Source organism: Solimonas soli DSM 21787 (assembly GCF_000474945.1).
Lineage (GTDB): Bacteria > Pseudomonadota > Gammaproteobacteria > Nevskiales > Nevskiaceae > Solimonas > Solimonas soli.
Genome location: NZ_KI440836.1, coordinates 199,940 through 217,602, shown reverse-complemented (window position 1 = coordinate 217,602; position 17,663 = coordinate 199,940). Strand labels below are relative to the sequence as shown.

Annotated in this window: 15 protein-coding genes; 4 read left to right on the top strand and 11 right to left on the bottom strand. The window is 69.3% G+C overall.

Translation table 11 applies throughout. The features are described 5' to 3' along the window. Nucleotides 1–7 precede the first annotated feature (7 nt). Complete coding sequence (locus tag K344_RS21640) at nt 8–946, bottom strand: LysR family transcriptional regulator (protein ID WP_043114468.1); 939 nt, start codon at nt 944–946, stop codon at nt 8–10. Nucleotides 947–1,068: 122 nt separating this feature from the next. Between K344_RS21640 and K344_RS0113085 the strand changes: the two genes are divergently transcribed. The 3 genes from K344_RS0113085 to K344_RS0113075 all read left to right on the top strand — a co-directional run bounded on the left by K344_RS0113085 (nt 1,069) and on the right by K344_RS0113075 (nt 4,629). Next, nucleotides 1,069–1,770 carry a pirin family protein gene (locus K344_RS0113085; RefSeq protein WP_028081043.1) on the top strand — a complete coding sequence of 234 codons (702 nt, stop codon included), beginning with the start codon at nt 1,069–1,071 and terminating at the stop codon, nt 1,768–1,770. 197 nt (nt 1,771–1,967) lie between these two features. Next, complete coding sequence (locus tag K344_RS0113080; RefSeq protein WP_028081042.1) at nt 1,968–4,085, top strand: TonB-dependent receptor; 2,118 nt, start codon at nt 1,968–1,970, stop codon at nt 4,083–4,085. Nucleotides 4,086–4,152: 67 nt separating this feature from the next. After that, the gene (locus K344_RS0113075) at nt 4,153–4,629 is read left to right on the top strand and encodes a WbuC family cupin fold metalloprotein (protein ID WP_043114466.1); all 477 of its coding nucleotides are present in this window, start codon (nt 4,153–4,155) and stop codon (nt 4,627–4,629) included. On the opposite strand, the gene K344_RS0113070 is transcribed toward K344_RS0113075, so the two are convergent. The 8 genes from K344_RS0113070 to K344_RS0113035 form a co-directional block, all read right to left on the bottom strand. Further along, on the bottom strand, nt 4,617–5,519 hold the full coding sequence (locus tag K344_RS0113070; RefSeq protein WP_028081040.1) for a polysaccharide deacetylase family protein: 903 nt from the start codon (nt 5,517–5,519) through the stop codon (nt 4,617–4,619). The two genes, K344_RS0113075 and K344_RS0113070, sit on opposite strands and share 13 nt — an antisense overlap. 19 nt (nt 5,520–5,538) lie before the next feature. Then, nucleotides 5,539–6,465 (bottom strand): formyltransferase, encoded by a 927-nt coding sequence (locus K344_RS0113065; protein ID WP_028081039.1) that lies wholly within the window; start codon nt 6,463–6,465, stop codon nt 5,539–5,541. A gap of 100 nt (nt 6,466–6,565) precedes the next feature. Further along, nucleotides 6,566–7,513, bottom strand: a complete 948-nt coding sequence (locus tag K344_RS0113060) for a glycosyltransferase (protein WP_028081038.1) — start codon at nt 7,511–7,513, stop codon at nt 6,566–6,568. After that, nucleotides 7,510–8,679 carry a DegT/DnrJ/EryC1/StrS family aminotransferase gene (locus K344_RS21635; protein WP_043114465.1) on the bottom strand — a complete coding sequence of 390 codons (1,170 nt, stop codon included), beginning with the start codon at nt 8,677–8,679 and terminating at the stop codon, nt 7,510–7,512. The genes K344_RS0113060 and K344_RS21635 overlap by 4 nt, the downstream gene beginning before the upstream one ends. Before the next feature lie 3 nt (nt 8,680–8,682). Further along, nucleotides 8,683–9,069 (bottom strand): EamA family transporter, encoded by a 387-nt coding sequence (locus K344_RS0113050; RefSeq protein ID WP_028081037.1) that lies wholly within the window; start codon nt 9,067–9,069, stop codon nt 8,683–8,685. Between the two features lie 10 nt (nt 9,070–9,079). Further along, nucleotides 9,080–10,780 (bottom strand): glycosyltransferase family 39 protein, encoded by a 1,701-nt coding sequence (locus K344_RS0113045; protein WP_084197403.1) that lies wholly within the window; start codon nt 10,778–10,780, stop codon nt 9,080–9,082. A gap of 1 nt (nt 10,781) precedes the next feature. Further along, entirely contained in the window at nt 10,782–11,852 is a 1,071-nt protein-coding gene (locus K344_RS21630) for a bifunctional UDP-4-keto-pentose/UDP-xylose synthase (RefSeq protein WP_051362206.1), read from the bottom strand. Between the two features lie 142 nt (nt 11,853–11,994). Continuing rightward, complete coding sequence (locus K344_RS0113035; protein WP_028081035.1) at nt 11,995–12,969, bottom strand: DUF3187 family protein; 975 nt, start codon at nt 12,967–12,969, stop codon at nt 11,995–11,997. 148 nt (nt 12,970–13,117) lie between these two features. On the opposite strand from K344_RS0113035, the gene K344_RS0113030 reads away from it, so the two are divergent. After that, a complete protein-coding gene (locus K344_RS0113030) occupies nt 13,118–14,185 on the top strand; it encodes a 3-deoxy-7-phosphoheptulonate synthase (protein ID WP_028081034.1) in 1,068 nt (355 codons plus the stop codon). A 666-nt stretch (nt 14,186–14,851) separates the two neighbouring features. Here K344_RS0113030 and K344_RS21625 read toward each other — a convergent pair. Both K344_RS21625 and K344_RS23090 read right to left on the bottom strand, forming a co-directional pair. After that, nucleotides 14,852–16,903: an FUSC family protein gene (locus tag K344_RS21625; protein WP_043114463.1), complete on the bottom strand. Its 2,052-nt coding sequence runs from the start codon at nt 16,901–16,903 to the stop codon at nt 14,852–14,854. A gap of 66 nt (nt 16,904–16,969) precedes the next feature. Continuing rightward, nucleotides 16,970–17,431, bottom strand: a complete 462-nt coding sequence (locus tag K344_RS23090; protein WP_157622930.1) for a MarR family winged helix-turn-helix transcriptional regulator — start codon at nt 17,429–17,431, stop codon at nt 16,970–16,972. Nucleotides 17,432–17,663 lie beyond the last annotated feature (232 nt).

The following is a 17,663-nucleotide window of genomic DNA, read 5'->3' as shown; positions in this document are numbered from 1 at the left end:
TCCGAACCTAGGGCGTGCCGAGCTTGGGCTCGCGCGCTTCGAGCGCGTGCAGGGCCTGGAGCAGCTGCGGATCGCCGAGCACGCGCTCGCGGAACCAGGACAGCGCGCGGCCTTCCTCGCCGGCACGCCAGGCGACGTGCAGGATCGCCGGCTCGCGCGGCGCCTCGACCTGCCGCACGATCAGCGAACCGTCGGCGCGATGCGGCGCGACCAGGTATTCGGGCAGAAAGCCGATGCCGAGGCCGACGCGCTGCGCCGCCAGCTTGGCCATCAGGCTCGGCACGATCAGCGTCTCCTGGCCGTCGAGGATGCCGATCGAACGCGGCGCCAGCTTGCGCGAGGAGTCGGCGGCGACCACGGCGCGATGGCTGACGATCTGCTCGAACAGCAGCGGCTCGGGCTGATCGGCGAGCGGATGGTGCCGCGCGACGGCGAACTCGAACGGCACCGAGCACCAGCGCTTGCAGGCCAGGCCGTGGCCCTGCGGCATCTCGCCGGCGGCGCCGATGGTGAGATCGGCGCGGCGGTCGATCAGCGCGTCCCAGGCGCCGCCGAAGGTTTCTCGCGTCAGACGGATGCGCGTGCCGCAGAGCAGGCCGTCGAATTCGGCGATCAGCGGGAAGACCAGCTCCAGCGGCACGATCTCGTCGATCGCCAGCGTCAGCTGCGTTTCCCAGCCGTGGCTGACGCGGCGCACGGTGTTCTCGAGGCTCTCGGCGCGGCGCAGCAGCTCGCGGCCGCGCTCGACGAGCGCCTGCCCGGCTTCGGTGAGCCGGGCGCGCTTGCCGCTGCGGTCGAACAGCTGCACGCCGAGATCGGCTTCGAGCTTCTGCACCGTGTAGGTGACGGCCGACGGCACGCGGTGCAGGACCTCGGCGGCTTTCGCGAAGCTGCCCTGCTGGTCGATGGCGTCCAGCGTCTCCAGGGCGTCGAGAGTCAAGCGCATGTTCAGTAGCCCTGAAGGACCCCGTCAAAACATTCCGATTTTGCCGTCCCCGCGGCGTCCCTATTTTGCTCCTATCTCACATTCCCGTGGTGGCCGGCAAGGCGCCCGTTGCAGGAGGCGCGATGATCAGCTTCATTCCCGGCGAAAGCCGCGGGCACGCCGAACACGGCTGGCTCGACGCGCGACACAGCTTCTCGTTCAGCAGCTACTACGACCCGCAGCGCATGGGCTACGGCGCGCTGCGCGTGATCAACGAGGACCGCGTCGTGCCGACCGCCGGCTTCCCGCCGCACGGCCATCGCGACATGGAGATCATCACCTACGTGCTCGACGGCGAGCTCAAGCATCGCGACTCGCTCGGCAGCGTCGGCGCGCTGCGCCACGGCGAGATCCAGGTGATGAGCGCCGGCCGCGGCATCCAGCACAGCGAATACAATGGCTCGGCGCGCGAGCCGCTGCACCTGCTGCAGATCTGGATCGAGCCGGCCATCACCGGCAAGTCGGCCTCCTACGGACAGGGCGCGCTCGACGCGGCGGCGCTGCGCGGCGGCTTCAGCGCCGTGGTCGGTCCGCGCGGCGCCGACACGCCCTTCCACATCGACCAGGACGCCTGGCTGCACATCGCCTGGCCGGCCGCCGGCGCGGTGCTCGAAAAGGCGCTCGACACGCGGCGCCGCTACTACCTGCACCTGGCGCGCGGCGCGATCCGTGTCGGCGCGCAGCGTCTCGTCGCCGGCGACGCGCTGACGCTGGAAGGCGAGACGGCGCTGCGCCTGCAGGCCGACGGCGACGACGCCGAGATCCTGCTCTTCGATCTCGCCTGAGCGGCTCGCGCCGCCGGCGGCGCGATTCCGCGGCTCATGTTGCCCGGCGTATGAACAAGAATTATTCTTGACTGGCTCGATGCCGCGCCAGAGCTTGCGTTGCGCATCGTCCAGGGGCCAGCCACATCCGCAAACCGCGCCGTTGCCGGCGCCCGGTGCCAGCCATCCCGCACGCACAAGCGCAGGGGAGCTGCACGATGAAACCGTTTGCGATCCGCGTCGCCGCCGTGGCGACGCTGCTGCTCATGCCGCCGGCCTACGCCGACGCCGCACCTGCCGCGGATACGACCGCGAGCGGCGACACGCTGCCGACCGTGATCGTCACCGCCGAGAAGAGCGGCCGTTCGGTGATGGACACGCCGACCAGCGCCGCCGTGCTCGACGCGCGCGATCTCGACGCGCGCGGCCTGCAATCGGCAAAGGACGTGCTCGCCAACGCCGCCAACATCACCTTCGTCGGCACCGGCAACATCGCGCCGGCGATCCGCGGCGTCGATTCGACCGGCGCCTCGCAGGGCTCGGACGCTTTCATCGCCGGCAGCCGGCCGCGGCTCAACATCCAGATCGACGGCCGGCCGCTGAGCTACAACGAAATCATCTTCGCCGACAGCGAACTCTGGGACGTGCAGCAGGTGGAAGTGCTGCGCGGCGCGCAAAGCACGCTGCAAGGCCGCAACGCGATGGCGGGCACGATCGCCACCGAGACCAACGATCCGACGTTCCAGAACGAAGGCGCGCTGCGCGTCGGCGGCGGCAACGACGAGCAGAGCCGCTTCTCCGGCCTGTTCAATACGCCGCTTGGCGATAGCGTCGCGCTGCGCCTCGCCGCCGACTATCAGCAACACATCAGTTGGGTCGACGGCTACGAGCCGTATCCGACGGTCGACGATCCGCGCCAGTTCAAGTCCCTGGATCTGCGCGGCAAGCTGCTGTTCGCACCCAGCTCGATGCCGGCCTGGCGCACCGTGGTCACGCTCAATCATGCCGACTACGAAGGCCCGCAGACCGAAGACGTCGACCGCGAAGGCGGCCGGCCGTTCAGTGCGCGCCGGTCTTCGTATCTTTACGAGCCGATGTTCGAGCCGAAGTCGAGCAGCGCGATCGTCGACACGAGTTACGACATCAGCGACGGCTTGCGCTTCGAGGGCCTGGCGACCGGCACCGGTCTGCACGTCGATCGTCGCGCCAACGTGGGCGATGGCGTCGCCACGGTCGACGGCCGTCAGTACACCCTCGAGCCGCGCCTGCGCTTCGGCGGCGACGACCGATTCTCGGGTGTGCTCGGCCTCTTCATGTTTGCTTCCGATCAGGATGAGACGCTCGATTACGCCGCGTTCCAGCGCTACGACGATCAGATTCGCACCGCCGCGGTTTTCGGCGAAGCGACGATTCCGTTCGGCGCGAGCCCCTTCGATCTCATCGCCGGCGGGCGTTACGAGCGCGAGAAGCACCAGCGCCATGGCGGCGCGCACGAGGACGGCGTCGATGTCGACGTCGCGCTCGACAAAACCTACGACGCCTTCCTGCCCAGGCTCGGCATGGCCTGGCATGTCGACGCCAAGACCACGCTCGGCTTCGTGGCGTCGCGCGGCTACAACGGCGGCGGTGCCGGCGCGAGCATCAGCTATCACCAGACCGATCCGGGCGATCCGGGCAGCCCGTGGGTCCTCGACATCAGCAATTACAACTACGATCCGGAATACGTCTGGACCTACGAACTCTACGGGCGCCAGACGCTCCTCGATGACCATCTGCGCCTGACGGCGAACGTCTTCTATGCGGACTACAGCGACTACCAGTTGATGTTCGATCTCACGCCGGACGAGCCGGCCGACTATTCCTTCATCGTCGACAACGCGCGGAAGGTGAAGACCTACGGTGCCGAACTCGGCGCGACCTGGCTGATCAAGCGCGGCCTCGAAGTCTTCGCGAATCTCGGCACGCTGAACACTGAGATCAGCAGATATCCGGATTCCGGCTATCAAGGCCACCAGCTCGCCAATGCGCCGAAGCTCAACGGCAGCGCGGGCATCAACTGGCAAGGCCACGGCTGGGATACCGGCTTCAATGCGCGCTATTCGAGCGCGTACTACTCGGACGTCGCCAATCAGCCGCGCGCCCAGGTGCAGCCCTACTGGCTGGTGAATGCACAGCTGGGCTACACCTGTCAGGCGACGCGCATCTACGGCAGCGTGCGGAACGTCTTCGATTCGGATAAACCGCTTGCGCTCTATCCGGGCGCGACGCCGGACGACGACGGCGCGTCGCTGCCCGCGCCGCGCACGTACTGGATCGGGCTCGAGATGCGCTGGTAGACGCATGCGCCGCGCTTGCACCGGCGCGCGCCGCACGCGGACAATCGGCGCGCCGACGAGGAACGCCATGTCCACCAAACTGCTGAGCGCCGACGCGCTCGACGCGCTCTGCGCGCAGGCGCGTGCCGCGCCGCGGCGGCGCGCGCATCTGAACCTGCACGAGGACGCCGATGCGCCGGTGCAGCGCTTCGCGATCGCCGCCGAGCCGGATTCGTACTTCCGCCCGCACCGCCATCCGGCGGTGTGGGAACTGCTCTGCGTGCTGCGCGGGCGTTTCCTCAGCCTGCAGTTCGACGACGACGGCGTGCTCACGCAGCGCGCCGTCGTCGACGCGCGGACGCCGATCATCGAGACGCCGGCCAACACCTTCCACACGGTGCTGGCGCTCGACGGCGGCAGCGTGTTCTTCGAGATCAAGCAGGGCCCGTACCGGCCGACGCCGGAACAGGATTTCGTCGCCTGGGCGCCGGCCGAAGGCGGCGACGTCGCGCCGCTGCAGCGCTGGCTGCGCGAGGCGCAGCCGGGCCAGCGCTACGCCGGCTGACCCTGCACCGCGAGAACGCCGGAACGGCCCGGCACCGTGCCGCTGCCGATCTCGTGCAGCGGCAGCGTGGCCGAATCGAGGCCGGCCATCACGTCGCACATCGCCTGCGGCGCATGGCCCTGCTCGCGCCAGCCGGCGAGCAGGCGTTCGAACACCGGGCGCAGCTTCATGCCCTCGAGTTCGGCGTGCAGGGTGTAGACATGGATGTCGCGCGAGGGGCCGGCCGTCGCGCGCAGCAGCGCGTGGTGCACGTTGTCGGGCGTCCAGCCGTCGCGGCCGAGCAGCTCGTCGAGCGTCGGCAGCGTCGTCGGCAGCTGCGGCACGCCGACGCGACGCCCGTCGATCGACGGCCAGTAGGCATGCGTGCCGCGACCGTCGGAGGCGTACCAGAAGCCGAGTTCCGCTTCGAGCGCGTAGGCATCCGCGCTCATCTGCCAGCCGGCGGCGCCATGCACCAGCGGCGCGTGGTCGAAGATCTCGATGAAGCGCCGGCGCGCCTTGTTCATCTCGGCGGCCGCCCAGGCGCGGTCGTGCTGCGCGACGCCGTCCTGCCAGCGCACGTGATCCCAGCAGTGCACGCCCACCTCGAAGCCGCCATCGCGCACGCCGCGCAGGATGGCGGCGCAGGATCGGCCGATGTCGGGGCCGGGCAGCAGCACGCCGTAGAGCAGCGTGCGCAGGCCGTAGTGTTCGAGCACCGAGGTGCGCGAGGCCTTGGCGAGGAAGCCGGGGCGGAAGGCGCGGCGCAGCGCGCGGCCGGTGTGATCGGGGCCGAGGCTGAACAGGAAGGTCGCGCCGGCGCCGTGCGCGCGCAGGGTCTCGACCAGCGCCGGCACGCCTTCGCGCGTGCCGCGCCAGGTGTCGACGTCGATCTTCAGCGCGATGGTCATGGCGGGTCGCGGCGCGGGCTCAGCGCAGCGCGAGTGCGCCGCCGTGCTCGGCGCGCAGGCGCGCGGCGTCGAGCGGGCGGCCGGCGAGTTCGGCGTCGAGCACGATCAGCCGGCGGCCGTCGCCGGCGCGCGCGCGGAGCCGGCCATCTTCGGCGAGCAGCGCCGGCGCGGCATCGCGCCCGGCGGCCGGCGCGGTGTCGACGCGCGTGCGCCAGACGACGAGACGGCCGGCGCCGGTGTCGCTGAACGCGCCCGGATACGGCCGCGTCACGCCGCGCACGAGGTTGTGGACCGTCTGCGCCGGCTGCGACCAGTCGATGCGGCCGTCCTCCGGCTTGCGTCCGCCGAAGTACTGGCCGGCGGCGAGGTTCTGCGGCGTCAGCGTCGCCGTGCCGTCGAGCAGGCGCGGCAGCTGCTCGACCAGCACCAGTTCGGCGGCGACCAGCACCTTGCCGAACACCTCGTGCGCCGTGTCGTCGGGCAGGATCGGCACGGCGCGCTGGCCGACGATGGCGCCGTTGTCCGGCTTCTCGTTCATCAGGTGCAGCGTCGCGCCGGTTTCGCTTTCGCCGCGGATCACCGCCCAGTTGATCGGCACGCGGCCGCGGTACTTCGGCAGCAGCGAGCCGTGCAGGTTGTAGGCGCCGCGCGTCACGCTCTGCAGCAGCGGCGCCTTGAGCATGTGGCGGTAGTAGAACGAGAACAGGAAATCGGCGCGGCAGTCACGCACGCGCGCGACCACCTCGGGCACGTTCGGATCGGCCGGCGTGATGACGGCGATGCCGTGTTCCTCGGCGAGGCGGCGCACGCTGCCGAACCAGATGTTCTCGGCCGGGTTGTCCTCGTGCGTGACGACCAGGCGCACGTCGACGCCGCCGGCGAGCAGCACCGCGAGGCAGCGCACGCCGACGTCGTGATAGGCGAAGACCACCGCGCTGGCGCTCACGGCTGCACCTCGATCATCCGGGAGCGGCACGGGGCATCGCCGTGAGCCGAGCGCGCTCCCGCACCCGTTTGCGCTGTGCGCGAAGCACCGTGTCGCGCGCTCATGGCTCGCGGCGCCCTTCGAGAATCTCCGCGATGAGATAGCGCGGCCGCGCGCGCACTTCCTGGTAGATGCGGCCGACGTACTCGCCGAGCACACCGATGCCGGCGAGACAGACGCCGAGCAGGAAGAAGACGATGCCGAACAGCGTGAACACGCCTTCGGCTTCCGGCCCGAGCAACAGGCGGCGCAGCGCGAGATAGACGACCAGCAGGCCGGACAGCAGCGCGATCAGGATGCCGCCCATCGAGAAGATCTGCAGCGGCAGCAGCGAGAAGCCGGTCATCAGATCGAAGTTGAGGCGGATCAGCTTGTACAGCGAATACTTCGACTCGCCGGCGGCGCGCGCCTCGTGGCGCACCACGACTTCGGCCGGGTTGAGCGCGAAGCTGTAGGCAAGGGCCGGGATGAAGGTGTCGCGCTCCTGGCACTGGTTGATGGCGTCGACGATGCGGCGGCTGTAGGCGCGCAGCATGCAGCCCTGGTCCGTCATGTGGATGTGCGTCGTGCGCTCGCGGACGCGGTTGAGCGCCCGCGAGGCCCAGCCGCGCCAGGCCAGGTCGCCGCGCCGCTGGTCGCGGATCGAGCCGATGCAGTCGTGGCCCTCGTCCATCTTCGCCAGCAGTTTGCCGATCTCTTCCGGCGGGTTCTGCAGATCGGCGTCGAGCGTGACCAGGCGCGCGCCGCGCGCGTGGGCGAAGCCGGCGAGGATCGCGCGGTGCTGGCCGAAATTGCCGCTGAAGACGATGACGCGCGTGACGTCGGCGCGCAGCGCCTGCTGCTTGGCGAGCAGCGCCAGCGAGCGGTCGCGCGAACCGTCGTTGATGAAGATCAGCTCGTAGGGGATCTGCAGCGCGTCGAGCGCCGGATAGAGCCGCGCGAACAACGCTGGCAGCACCGCCTCCTCGTTGTACACCGGCACCACGACCGACAGTTGCGGAGCGCTCATGCGCATGCTCCCGCGCCGGCGCGACGCGGCGCCAGTTCCTCGCGCAGCGCCGCGCACACGCGCAGCACGTCCTCGTCGCGCATCGCCGGGAACAGCGGCAGCGTCACGGTCTGCGCGCCGACGCGCTCGGCCTGCGGAAAATCGCCGGGCCCATGGCCGAGGTTGCGGAACAGCGTGAACAGATGCATCGCCGGGTAATGCACGCCGATGCCGATGCCGCGCGCCTTCATGCGCTCGATGAACCGGCCGCGCGTCAGGCCGCAGCGTTCGAAAGGCAGCAGTGCCTGGAACATGTGCCAGTTGCCCTGCGCCGGCGCGCTCGCCGCGTCGTCGGGCGGCAGCTCGGCGCCGAGCGTGCGATCGAAGTGCTGGAAATAGAGCCGCGCGAGTTCGCGGCGCCGCGCGTTGAACGCGTCGAGGCGGCGCAGCTGGCCGAGGCCGATGGCGGCGGCGACGTCGGTGAGGTTCGCCTTGCAGCCCTGCACGTCGACGTCCATGCCGCCGTCGGCGTGGCGCGTCACGCCGAGCAGGCGCAGCTTGTCGAACAGGCGCGCCTCCTCCCGGCTGTTCATCACCAGGCAGCCGCCCTCGGCGCTGGTGATGTTCTTGTTGGCGTGGAAGCTGATCGCCACCAGATCGCCGAAGCTGCCGATCTCGCGGCCGCGCCAGCGCGCGCCGATCGACTGCGCGGCATCCTCGATCACGCGCAGCGCGTGGCGCTGGGCGATCTCGTAGAGACGATCGCGGTCGAGCGGCAGGCCGGCGAGGTCGACGGCGATGATGGCGCGCGTGCGCGGCGTGATCGCCGCCTCGACGCGCTCGAGATCGAGGTTGCGCGTGACGGGGTCGATGTCGACGAACACCGGCCGCGCGCCGACTTCGAGAACGACGCCGGCGGTGGCGACCCAGCTCATCGGCGTGGTGATGACCTCGGCGCCGGCGCCGATGCCGCACAGGCGCAGCGCCAGCTCCAGGGCCGCGGTGCCGGAGTTCACCGCGCGCACCGGCCGCCCGCCGAAGCGCGCGGAAAGCGTCTCCTCGAATTCCTTGACGCGCGGCCCGCTGGTGATCCAGCCGGAACGCAGCACCTCGCCGACCGCGGCGATGGTGTCCTCGTCGATCGAGGGCCGGGTGATCGGCAGGAAATCGCTGATGCTCGTGGTCATGACTTACGCGGTGGCGGCGCCGCTGCGGGCGACGATGTAGACGCCGGCGATGATGATGCCGATGCCGAGCAGGCGCAGCGGCGTGACGGCCTCGCCGAACAGCCACCAGGCGAACGCGGCGTTGACGACGTAGCCGAGCGACAGCATCGGATAGGCGACGCTGACCTCGACGCGCGACAGCGCCATGATCCACACCACCACGCTGATGGCGTAGCAGGCGAGGCCGCCGACGATGGTCGGCTGCGTCGCCAGCGCGAAGCCGATCGGCCGCAGGTTGGCGAGGCTGTAGTCGAAATGGCCGATGGCGCGCGTGCCGGCCTTGAGCAGCAGCTGGGCGATGGCGTTCAGCAGCACGCCGCCGAGGACCAGCGCCAATTCGATGCCCTTCATCGTGTCGCGCTCATGGCTTGCGGAAGGCGACGTCGCGGACCGACGTGGCGATGATCGTCATCGGCAGGCCCTCGGCCTGCAGCCGCGCGGCGAGCTGCGGCGTGGCGAAGGCGATCGCGTCCGGCGCTTCGCGCCAGCGCTGCTCGAAGCCTTGCAGGTCGTCGATCATCTTCCACGGCTCCTGGGCGCGGCCGAGCGCCAGCTCGCCCGTCCAGCCAACGACGGTCAGCGGGCGCTCCAGGTAGAACGGCAGGGTCTGATCGTACTGCTGCAGGATGAACAGCGCCGTCTGCGGATGCAGGTAGGGCTGCACCTGCGCGGCGATGCCGCGCGAGGAGCGCACCGGAGCGTAGGCCTGGAAGCCCGTGTTGAGCAGCTGCAGCGTGACCAGTCCGGCGGCGGCCAGCAGCGGCACGGCGCGACCGCTCCGGCCATGGGCCGCCTCGCGCGCGGCGATGAACGCGATGATCACGAACGCCGCCGCCGCGCCGGCCGCCCAGGGCGCGAACGCCGCGTTGAGCGCCTGCGGCGTGCGCGCGCTGTGCAGGCGCAGCAGCACCAGCGGCGCGATCACCGCGATCAGCAGCCAGAACGCCGCCAGCAGCTGCGCATGCCGGCGCAGGCTCGGCGCCGCCATCCGTTCGAGATGCGGCCCGAGCAGCAGGGCGGCGGCCGGAAACAGCGGCAGGATGTAGAGCGGCAGCTTGGAGCCGGACACACTGAAGAACACGAAGACGAAGGCGCTCCAGATCAGCAGCAGGCGCCCCGCGTGCAGCCGCGCGTGCTGCGGCGCGTGCTGCCAGTTCAGGCGCGCGGCCGCCGGCAGCATCGTCACCCAGGGCAGCAGGCCGCCGAGCAGCAGCGGCACGTAGTACCACAGCGGGCCCTCGCGATGATGCTCGGTGGTCAGGAAGCGCTCGAAATGCTCGTGCACGAAGAAGAAGCGCGCGAACTCCGGATTGCGCAGCGAGACCAGCACGAACCACGGCGCCGCGAGCAGCAGGAACAGCGCGCCGCCGCGCAGCCACTCGAGTTCGCGCCAGAAGCGCCACTGCGTCTGCACGAGGCTGTAGAGGACGAGCACCGTGCCGGGGATGAGGAGGCCGATCAGGCCCTTGCTCAGCACCGCGCCGGCCATCGCCGCCCACACGCCGAGCATCAGGCGCCGCCGCGTCGCCGCGTCGTTGCGCGCGTCGAAGGCGAGCAGCAGGCCGCACAGCGCCAGCGTCAGGAACAGGGTCACGCCCATGTCGAGCGTCAGGGCCTGGCTGCCGGCGATCAGGCCGGCCATGCCGGTGGCGGCGAGGCCGGCGCAGTCGCCGCCGCGCGGACCCCACAGCTGCCGCCCGGTGCGCCAGACGGCGAGTACCGTCAGCAGGCCGGCGATGCCGTTCCACAGGCGCGCGGTGAAGGCGGATTCGCCGAACGCCTCGAAGCTGGCGGCGGTGATCCAGTACTGCAGCGCCGGCTTCTCGAAATACTTGAGATCGTTGAGGCGCGGCGTGATCCAGTCGCCGCTCACCGTCATCTCGCGCGGGATTTCCGCATAACGGCCTTCGTCGGTCTCGAACAGGTTGCGGTAGCCGAGCGGCAGCAGCCAGACGGCGACGACGAAGACGATGACGGCGGCGCGCAGGCGCGGGCGCCAGGCCGCCGGCGCGGCGCTGCCGGCGGCGTCCTGCCGCAGCGGCGGGAGCGGGACGGCGCTCATCTCAGGCGGCGGCGAGCGCCGTTTCGCTTTCGCTGACCAGCGCGCGCGCGTCGGAGATCTGGTGGCGGTAGAAGGCGAGGATGTTGCGCAGCGCGTCTTCCATGCCGACCTTCGGCTGCCAGCCGAGATCGCGACCGATGTTGTCGATGTTCGGCACGCGGTTCTGCACGTCCTGGTAGCCGCTGCCGTAGTACGCCTCGGACGTGGTGTCGATCAGCTGCACGCGGCCGAGGTTGCGGCGGTACTCGGGGAATTCGGCGGCCAGCTTCAGCATCATCTGCGCCAGCTCGCGCACCGAGTGATTGTTGCCCGGATTGCCGATGTTGTAGATCTGCCGCGTGGCGCGGCCGCCGACGTTCTCGATGATGCGCATCAGCGCGCCGATGCCGTCGTCGACGTAGGTGAAGGTGCGGCGCTGCGCGCCGCCGTCGACCAGCTTGATCGGCTCGCCGCGCACGATCTGGCCGAGAAACTGCGTGACCACGCGCGAGCTGCCTTCCTTCGGCGTGTGGATGTTGTCGAGGCCGGGGCCGATCCAGTTGAACGGCCGAAACAGCGTGTAGTCGAGCCTTTCCTCCTGGCCGTAGGCGTGGATCACGCGGTCCATCAGCTGCTTCGAACAGGCGTAGATCCAGCGCGACTTGCTGATCGGGCCGTAGGTCAGCGGCGACTGCTCGGGATCGAAGGCGGCGCCGTCGGACATGCCGTAGACCTCGGAGGTCGACGGGAACAGCACGCGCTTCTTGTACTTCACGCACTGGCGGATGATCGGCAGGTTGGCCTCGAAGTCCAGTTCGAAGACCTTCAGCGGCTGCTGCACGTAGGTGGCCGGCGTGGCGATCGCCACCAGCGGCAGCACGATGTCGCACTTGCGCACGTGGTACTCGATCCATTCGCGGTTGATCGTGATGTCGCCCTCGAAGAAGTGGAAGCGCTCGTGGCCGAGCAGATCGCCGACGCGGTCGGCGTTCATGTCCATGCCGAACACGCTGTGCTCGGTGGTCTCGAGGATGCGTTTGGACAGGTGATGTCCGATGAAACCGTTGACCCCGAGGATGAGGATTTTCTTCATGGCGCACCGCATGGCTGGCTGGAGACCCGGATGGTCGGCCGGCCGCAGGGCGGGACCGTTTCTCGCGGACGGCCGGTGACGAGACCGGCACTCTAGGCAGCGCTATGTCAACGCGCTGTTAGGAACCCCACGCGCCGGGGGCTCAGCGGAAATCGGCGGCGACGTGGATCGAGAAGTCCGGCGAGGACTCGGTGATGATGTCCTCCTGCACGCCGAGCCAGGCCGAGACTTCCGGCGCCGCGCGCCAGCGGAAGCCGAAGGCGAGCTGGCCGCCCATTTCGGAAAGCGCGTCGAGATCGGAATCGTCGTACAGCGGGCCGTGCAGGTACAGCTGCAGGCCGGCGTCGAGGCGCTGCGTCAGCGCGTAGCCGAGCGAGGCCCAGCCGAACGGGATCACGGTTTTCTGCTGGTCCTCGAGCGGGCCCCTGGCGCGCAGCGCCGAGACGCCGGCGGCCAGCGCGCCGGAAAAGCCGCTGTGGCCGAGCGCATAGCCCTGCTCGTACCAGAGCGCGCCGCCGAGGCCGCCGCCCATGAGGCGATCGGCGTCGCCGCTCGGCAGCTGCAGCATGGCGCGCAGGCAGCCGCCGGCGGCGAAGCAGCGCCCGGCGCTGAGGCGCGCGTCGCCGAGGCCGTTCCTGCCGCTGTCGAGATCGAGCACGGTGCGGCCTTCGCGCAGGTATTGGTAGCGGTAGCGGTTGCGCGCCTCCAGCTCGCGGCCGCCGTTCGGCAGGCCGAACCAGTCGTGCCAGTTCTCGATCAGGCCGTCGAGCGTACCGCCGCTGCTGAACAGCAGCGGCACTTCCGCGCCGAGAAGCCAGCCACCGAGCCGCACGCGGCCGGCGAGGCCGACACGCACTGTCTCGCCGTCGAGCACCAGCGTTTCCTTGGGGTTCTGGTCAGCGACGTACTCGTTGGTCCAGTCGATGCTGATGCGGCCGCCGCTGCCGGTGCTGTCGGCCTGCGGCGTCGGCAGCGGCGCGTGGCGGGCCAGCGCGGCCTGGTTGACGGTGCCGAACACGAACGGCGCCGCCGGCACGTCGCTGGCCGCGTCGGCGAAGGCGAGCGGGCTGACGGCGAAGGCGGCGGCGAACAGCGGCAGGCGGACGGACGGCGGCATGGACGGAATCCGGCTCGGGTCGGGGCAGGAGCGGGCGATTGTGCCTGCCGCGCCGCGCCGGGGAAACACGGCCGGCCGGCTCCGGCCCGGAGCGCTGGCGAAACTGTTAGCATCGACGCCCGTTTTCAGCTTTGCAGCAGGTCGTGTCATGCGTGTCGTCACCGAAAACACCCGTATCCAGTCGATCCGTCCGGTTTCCACGCCGGCGGAAATCCAGGCCGAGCTGCCGGCGAGCGAACGCGCCGCGCAGACGACGTTCGACGCGCGCCGCGAAATCCAGGACGTGCTGTACGGCCGCGACGACCGCCTGCTGGTGATCGTCGGCCCCTGCTCGATCCACGACCCGAAGGCCGCGCTCGAATACGCCGAGCGCCTCAAGGGCCTGCGCGCCCAGCTCGACAAGCACCTCTTGATCGTCATGCGCGTGTATTTCGAGAAGCCGCGCACCACGGTCGGCTGGAAAGGCCTGATCAACGATCCGGACCTCAACGACAGCTTCGACATCAACAAGGGCCTGCGTGTCGGCCGCGAGCTGCTGCTCAAGCTCAACGACATGGGCATCCCGGCCGGCGTCGAATACCTCGACATCCTCACGCCGCAGTACCTGACCGACCTCGTCGCCTGGGGCGCGATCGGCGCGCGCACGACCGAATCGCAGCTGCACCGCGAGCTGGCCTCGGCGCTGAGCTGCCCGGTCGGTTTCAAAAACGGCACCGAAGGCTCGGTGAAGGTGGCGGTCGACGCGGTGATGTCGGCCAGGCATCCGCACCGCTTCCTGTCGCTGACGCAGGACGGCCATGTGGCGATCTTCGAGACCAGCGGCAATGCCGATTGTCACATCATCCTGCGTGGCGGCAGCGCCGGCACCAACTACGACGCCAAGAGCGTCGATGCCGCCTGCGCGGCGCTGACCAAGGCCGGCCTCAGGCCGCAGGTCATGATCGACTTCAGCCACGCCAATTCGAGCAAGCAGCACAAGCGGCAGATCGTCGTCGGTCACGATGTCGGCCACCAGATCGCCGGCGGCGACGAGCGCATCGTCGGCTGCATGATCGAGTCGCATCTGCGCGAAGGCCGCCAGGAGATCGGCCCGAACATGTGCTACGGCCAGTCGATCACCGACGCCTGCATCCATTGGGACGACACCGCCGAGCTGCTGCGCCATTTGGCGAACAGCGTCGAGCAGCGCCGCCTGCGGCACGCGCGCTCGGCCTGAGAGTGCCCCCGCAGAGGATGCGAATCTGCGCGATTCTGGGGTAAGGGGCTTCGTGAAGACGTGGCGGATAGTGTGCTGGGTCAGCGTTGTGGCGAAGGGCCTAGAGCGGGACTAGCCGATGTCGGTCATCGACCTGCTCTAAGGCAACGCCGCGGTCGACAAACCAGCTCAGGGCGCGATCCGGGCATCCCGACGTCATCGCCTTGCGCGCATCGGTGACGACCGTGATGCGGCCAGCCGGGTGTGGTCGCTCTGGTATCGCCTTCGCAACGAAGGCGAGCGGGTGCTCCGAAGGCTCAAGGCCTTCCACCAGATCTTCAGTCGATCGACAAGCTCCGCCCAGCCAGGAGACCAGTGCGGTTGCGCCTCTAGGCAGGCAGGGTTGATCATCGACAGACCGGCTGAGGCATGGCCTGCGCCGGTCACATCGCATTAAAGGCGTCAGAGCAGAAATCCACATCTTCGTTGCTCTCTCGCATTGGCTGCAGAACACCACCTGCACGCGTGGCGGAGCGCCTGCACATTGAGCAGTCGCCGCTGCTGCGCACCGCCAAGGAACCTCGGAAGAATTTCGCGTGATGCTGCGCGCACGCAGACGCAGTACACACCTGATTCGCCCCCGGAACGCTCTCCGCGGTGCGGTGAGCCGCCATCGAGGCGCGGGGTTCAGGTGGCCGGCGCCATGCCTGCCGGGACCGAATGGTCGTCCGCGAACAGATTCCTGCGCAGACTAGTAAGTGCCAGCACGGACTTGGCGTCGACGGTCGGCGCAGATGCAGCCTGAGCCAGGCGCTCGTCGATCGCTGCACGCAGGTTCAGCGGCGGTGCTAGCCCCGGCGCGCGGCGCAACTCGCCGAAGTGCGCGGCGACCTGTTCGACGAGGTGACGCAGGGCGCCGCCGACGGGTTCGGGCGCCCGCGCCGCAGCAGCGTGCAGCTCGGCAAGCGCGCTGCCCGTCATCATGTCGCGTAGGGCAGCGTCGGGCCGCGCCGCTGCCTCGCTGGGGATGGCTGCTAGGCGCGGCGTGAGCAGGGCGATGCGATGCGCCATGCGGCTGCGCCACGCCGCCTGCGAGGCTTCGCGGACGTAGCGCAGGCTCGAAATGTCGGCGCGACCGGCGTCGAGCGTCCTGCGCACCACGCCGTCGAGCCAGAGGAAACGCGTCACACTGACCATGAGCATCGCGAAGTAGATGCCGAGCAGCGTGGCGACGCCGGCGTTGAGGTAGGCCTGAAAGTCGGTGTGGAAGCTACGGTCGACGATGCTGGGACTAAAGATGCCGACCACAAAGTTGAAGCTCATCGCACTGTAGCGCGGCAGCGCCATCAGCACGCCGATAACCAGCAGCGACGGCGCCAGCGCCAGTACCAGTTCGTCGAAGCCGCTGATCGCCGGCAGAATCGCGACCACGTAGACCGCGCCGATCAGCAGACGCAGGGCGACGCCCACAAGCTTGTTCTTGAGCATCTGCGACGGATCGGAAGTGCCCGAGTAGACCGCGAAGTACACCCCGGCCATCATGACTGCGCCATAACCGTCCGGCCAGCCGGACGCGACCCACAGTGCATTGCCGAGCAGAAGCGTCAGCGCGGTCGCGAGGCCGGCGCCGGCGGCGCCGCGCAGGTCGCGATCGATCTCACGCGGCGGGGAAGTTTCGGCCTCGCCGCCGTCGCCCGCCGAATCGTCGGAGCCGGCAGCGGCGATGCTCGCGTTCGCCACTCCCTGCAGGCGCAGGATTGAGACTTGCTGGCGGATCAGCTCCGCCGTCCGCTCAAGGAGGTTGTCGGCGAGCGCCGACGGCCAGTCGAGCGGCGCGTCCAGTGGCGGCCGCAGCGCCTCACGACGCCGCAGCAAATCGCCTGCGGTGGCGGCGAGGGGCTGCGCCGCCTCGTTGGAGGCGAACCACTGCTGCGCCTGAGTCAGCCATTCGCGCAGCGCGGACGGGAGGGGGGGGAACCGTCGGAGTTCGGCGACGCGATCGGCGACCGCCATCGACAGCGGCATCACCCGTTCGATCCTCGCCAGCGTGGCGCGGACGGCCCGCGCCTGCGAAGACCTGTGCGGAGCCTCGAAACGCAGGTGCAACAGAAGCTCGTGCAATTCGTTGATCGCCACGGCCAGCCGCTGGCGGTCGGCGCCGACGCGCGCCTCCGCGTCCGACAGCAGTGCGTCGGCGCAGGCCGCTCGGGCGTCCGCCAGGGCCCGCTGAAGGCGTTGGCGCAGCACCGGCATCGTGGACGCCGGTAGTACGACGGTATGGACCACGGCGCTGCAGACGATGCCGATCGAGATCTCCTCGAAGCGTGAGAGGCCGTAGGAGAAGACATCCTGCGGATGCGCCAGGATCGGAAAGATGATGATGCAACTCGTGTAGCCGGCGAGCGCGAACAGATAGCCGCGCGCGGTACGGTCGACAATCGATGCGAAGACGCAGAAGCCCAGCCAAGCGGCAACGGCGAGGATCAGCATCGCTGGCGTTTGCACGAGCGGCGGCACCAGGAAGATCGACGCGCAGGCGCCGACGAACGTGCCGCAGACGCGGTAGGTCGCCTTGGAGAGCGAGGCGCCGGCGTGCGGTTGCGCCACGATATAGGCTGTAACCACCGACCAAGCCGGACTTCCGAGGCCTGCACGCAGCGCGATATACAAAGCGAGCATCCCGGCGAGGAAGTTCTTCGCCGAGAACAGCAGCGCGGAACGCGGGATGTTCAGCACCACGGGAGAATCGTCGTTCGGGGCCGCGGTGCGGACCGCAGCGCTACGGCCAAGCGTGGCGGCGCCATGTCAATCCGGCGTGTCGACGGCGCTACGCGCCATGTCGGGATGGAGCGCGTGACATAGGCGCTCCAGAAAGTCGGCGAACTGACTGCGCTCCTGCGCGGAGAACGATGCCAGGGCCGAGGCAGTGGCCTGGTCGAGCACGCGCCGGATGCGCCGAATCGCCGGTTTGGCGGTGGTGGTGACGATGACCTGTTTGCTGCGCCGGTCCAGGGGTGCCGCTTCGCGGCGGACCATGCTCCGCGATTCGAGGCGATCTAGGTGATTGACCAAGGTCATCGGCTCAATGCCGAGCGCCAGAGCGAGTTCCGCCTGGCGCACCGGGCCGCGGCGCTGCGCGGCGACGAGCGTTCGCGCCTCGGCAGGCGTCAGATCCAGCCGGGCCTCGCCGAGCGCTTGTTCGAAGCGCGCGCGCATGAGTCTGGTAGCCGTCACCAGTAGAAAGCCGAAAGCATCGTCGTCGCGCACACATTATCCCGGCTAACATAGGCTTCCATATATTATGGAAACCATACGATTATGGAAACGGCACAAGTAATGCGCCATCGCATGTGTCGCGCGGGGAGAGCGCCGCAGGCATCGCCTTAAACGTTAACAAGCTAACAATTAGCTTGCAATCTGATAGGCTGCTTGCTAAATTCAATCACGCGGCGGCCTCCCGGCATGGGCGCGGCACTACGCCTCGAGCCTCCCTCGGAGG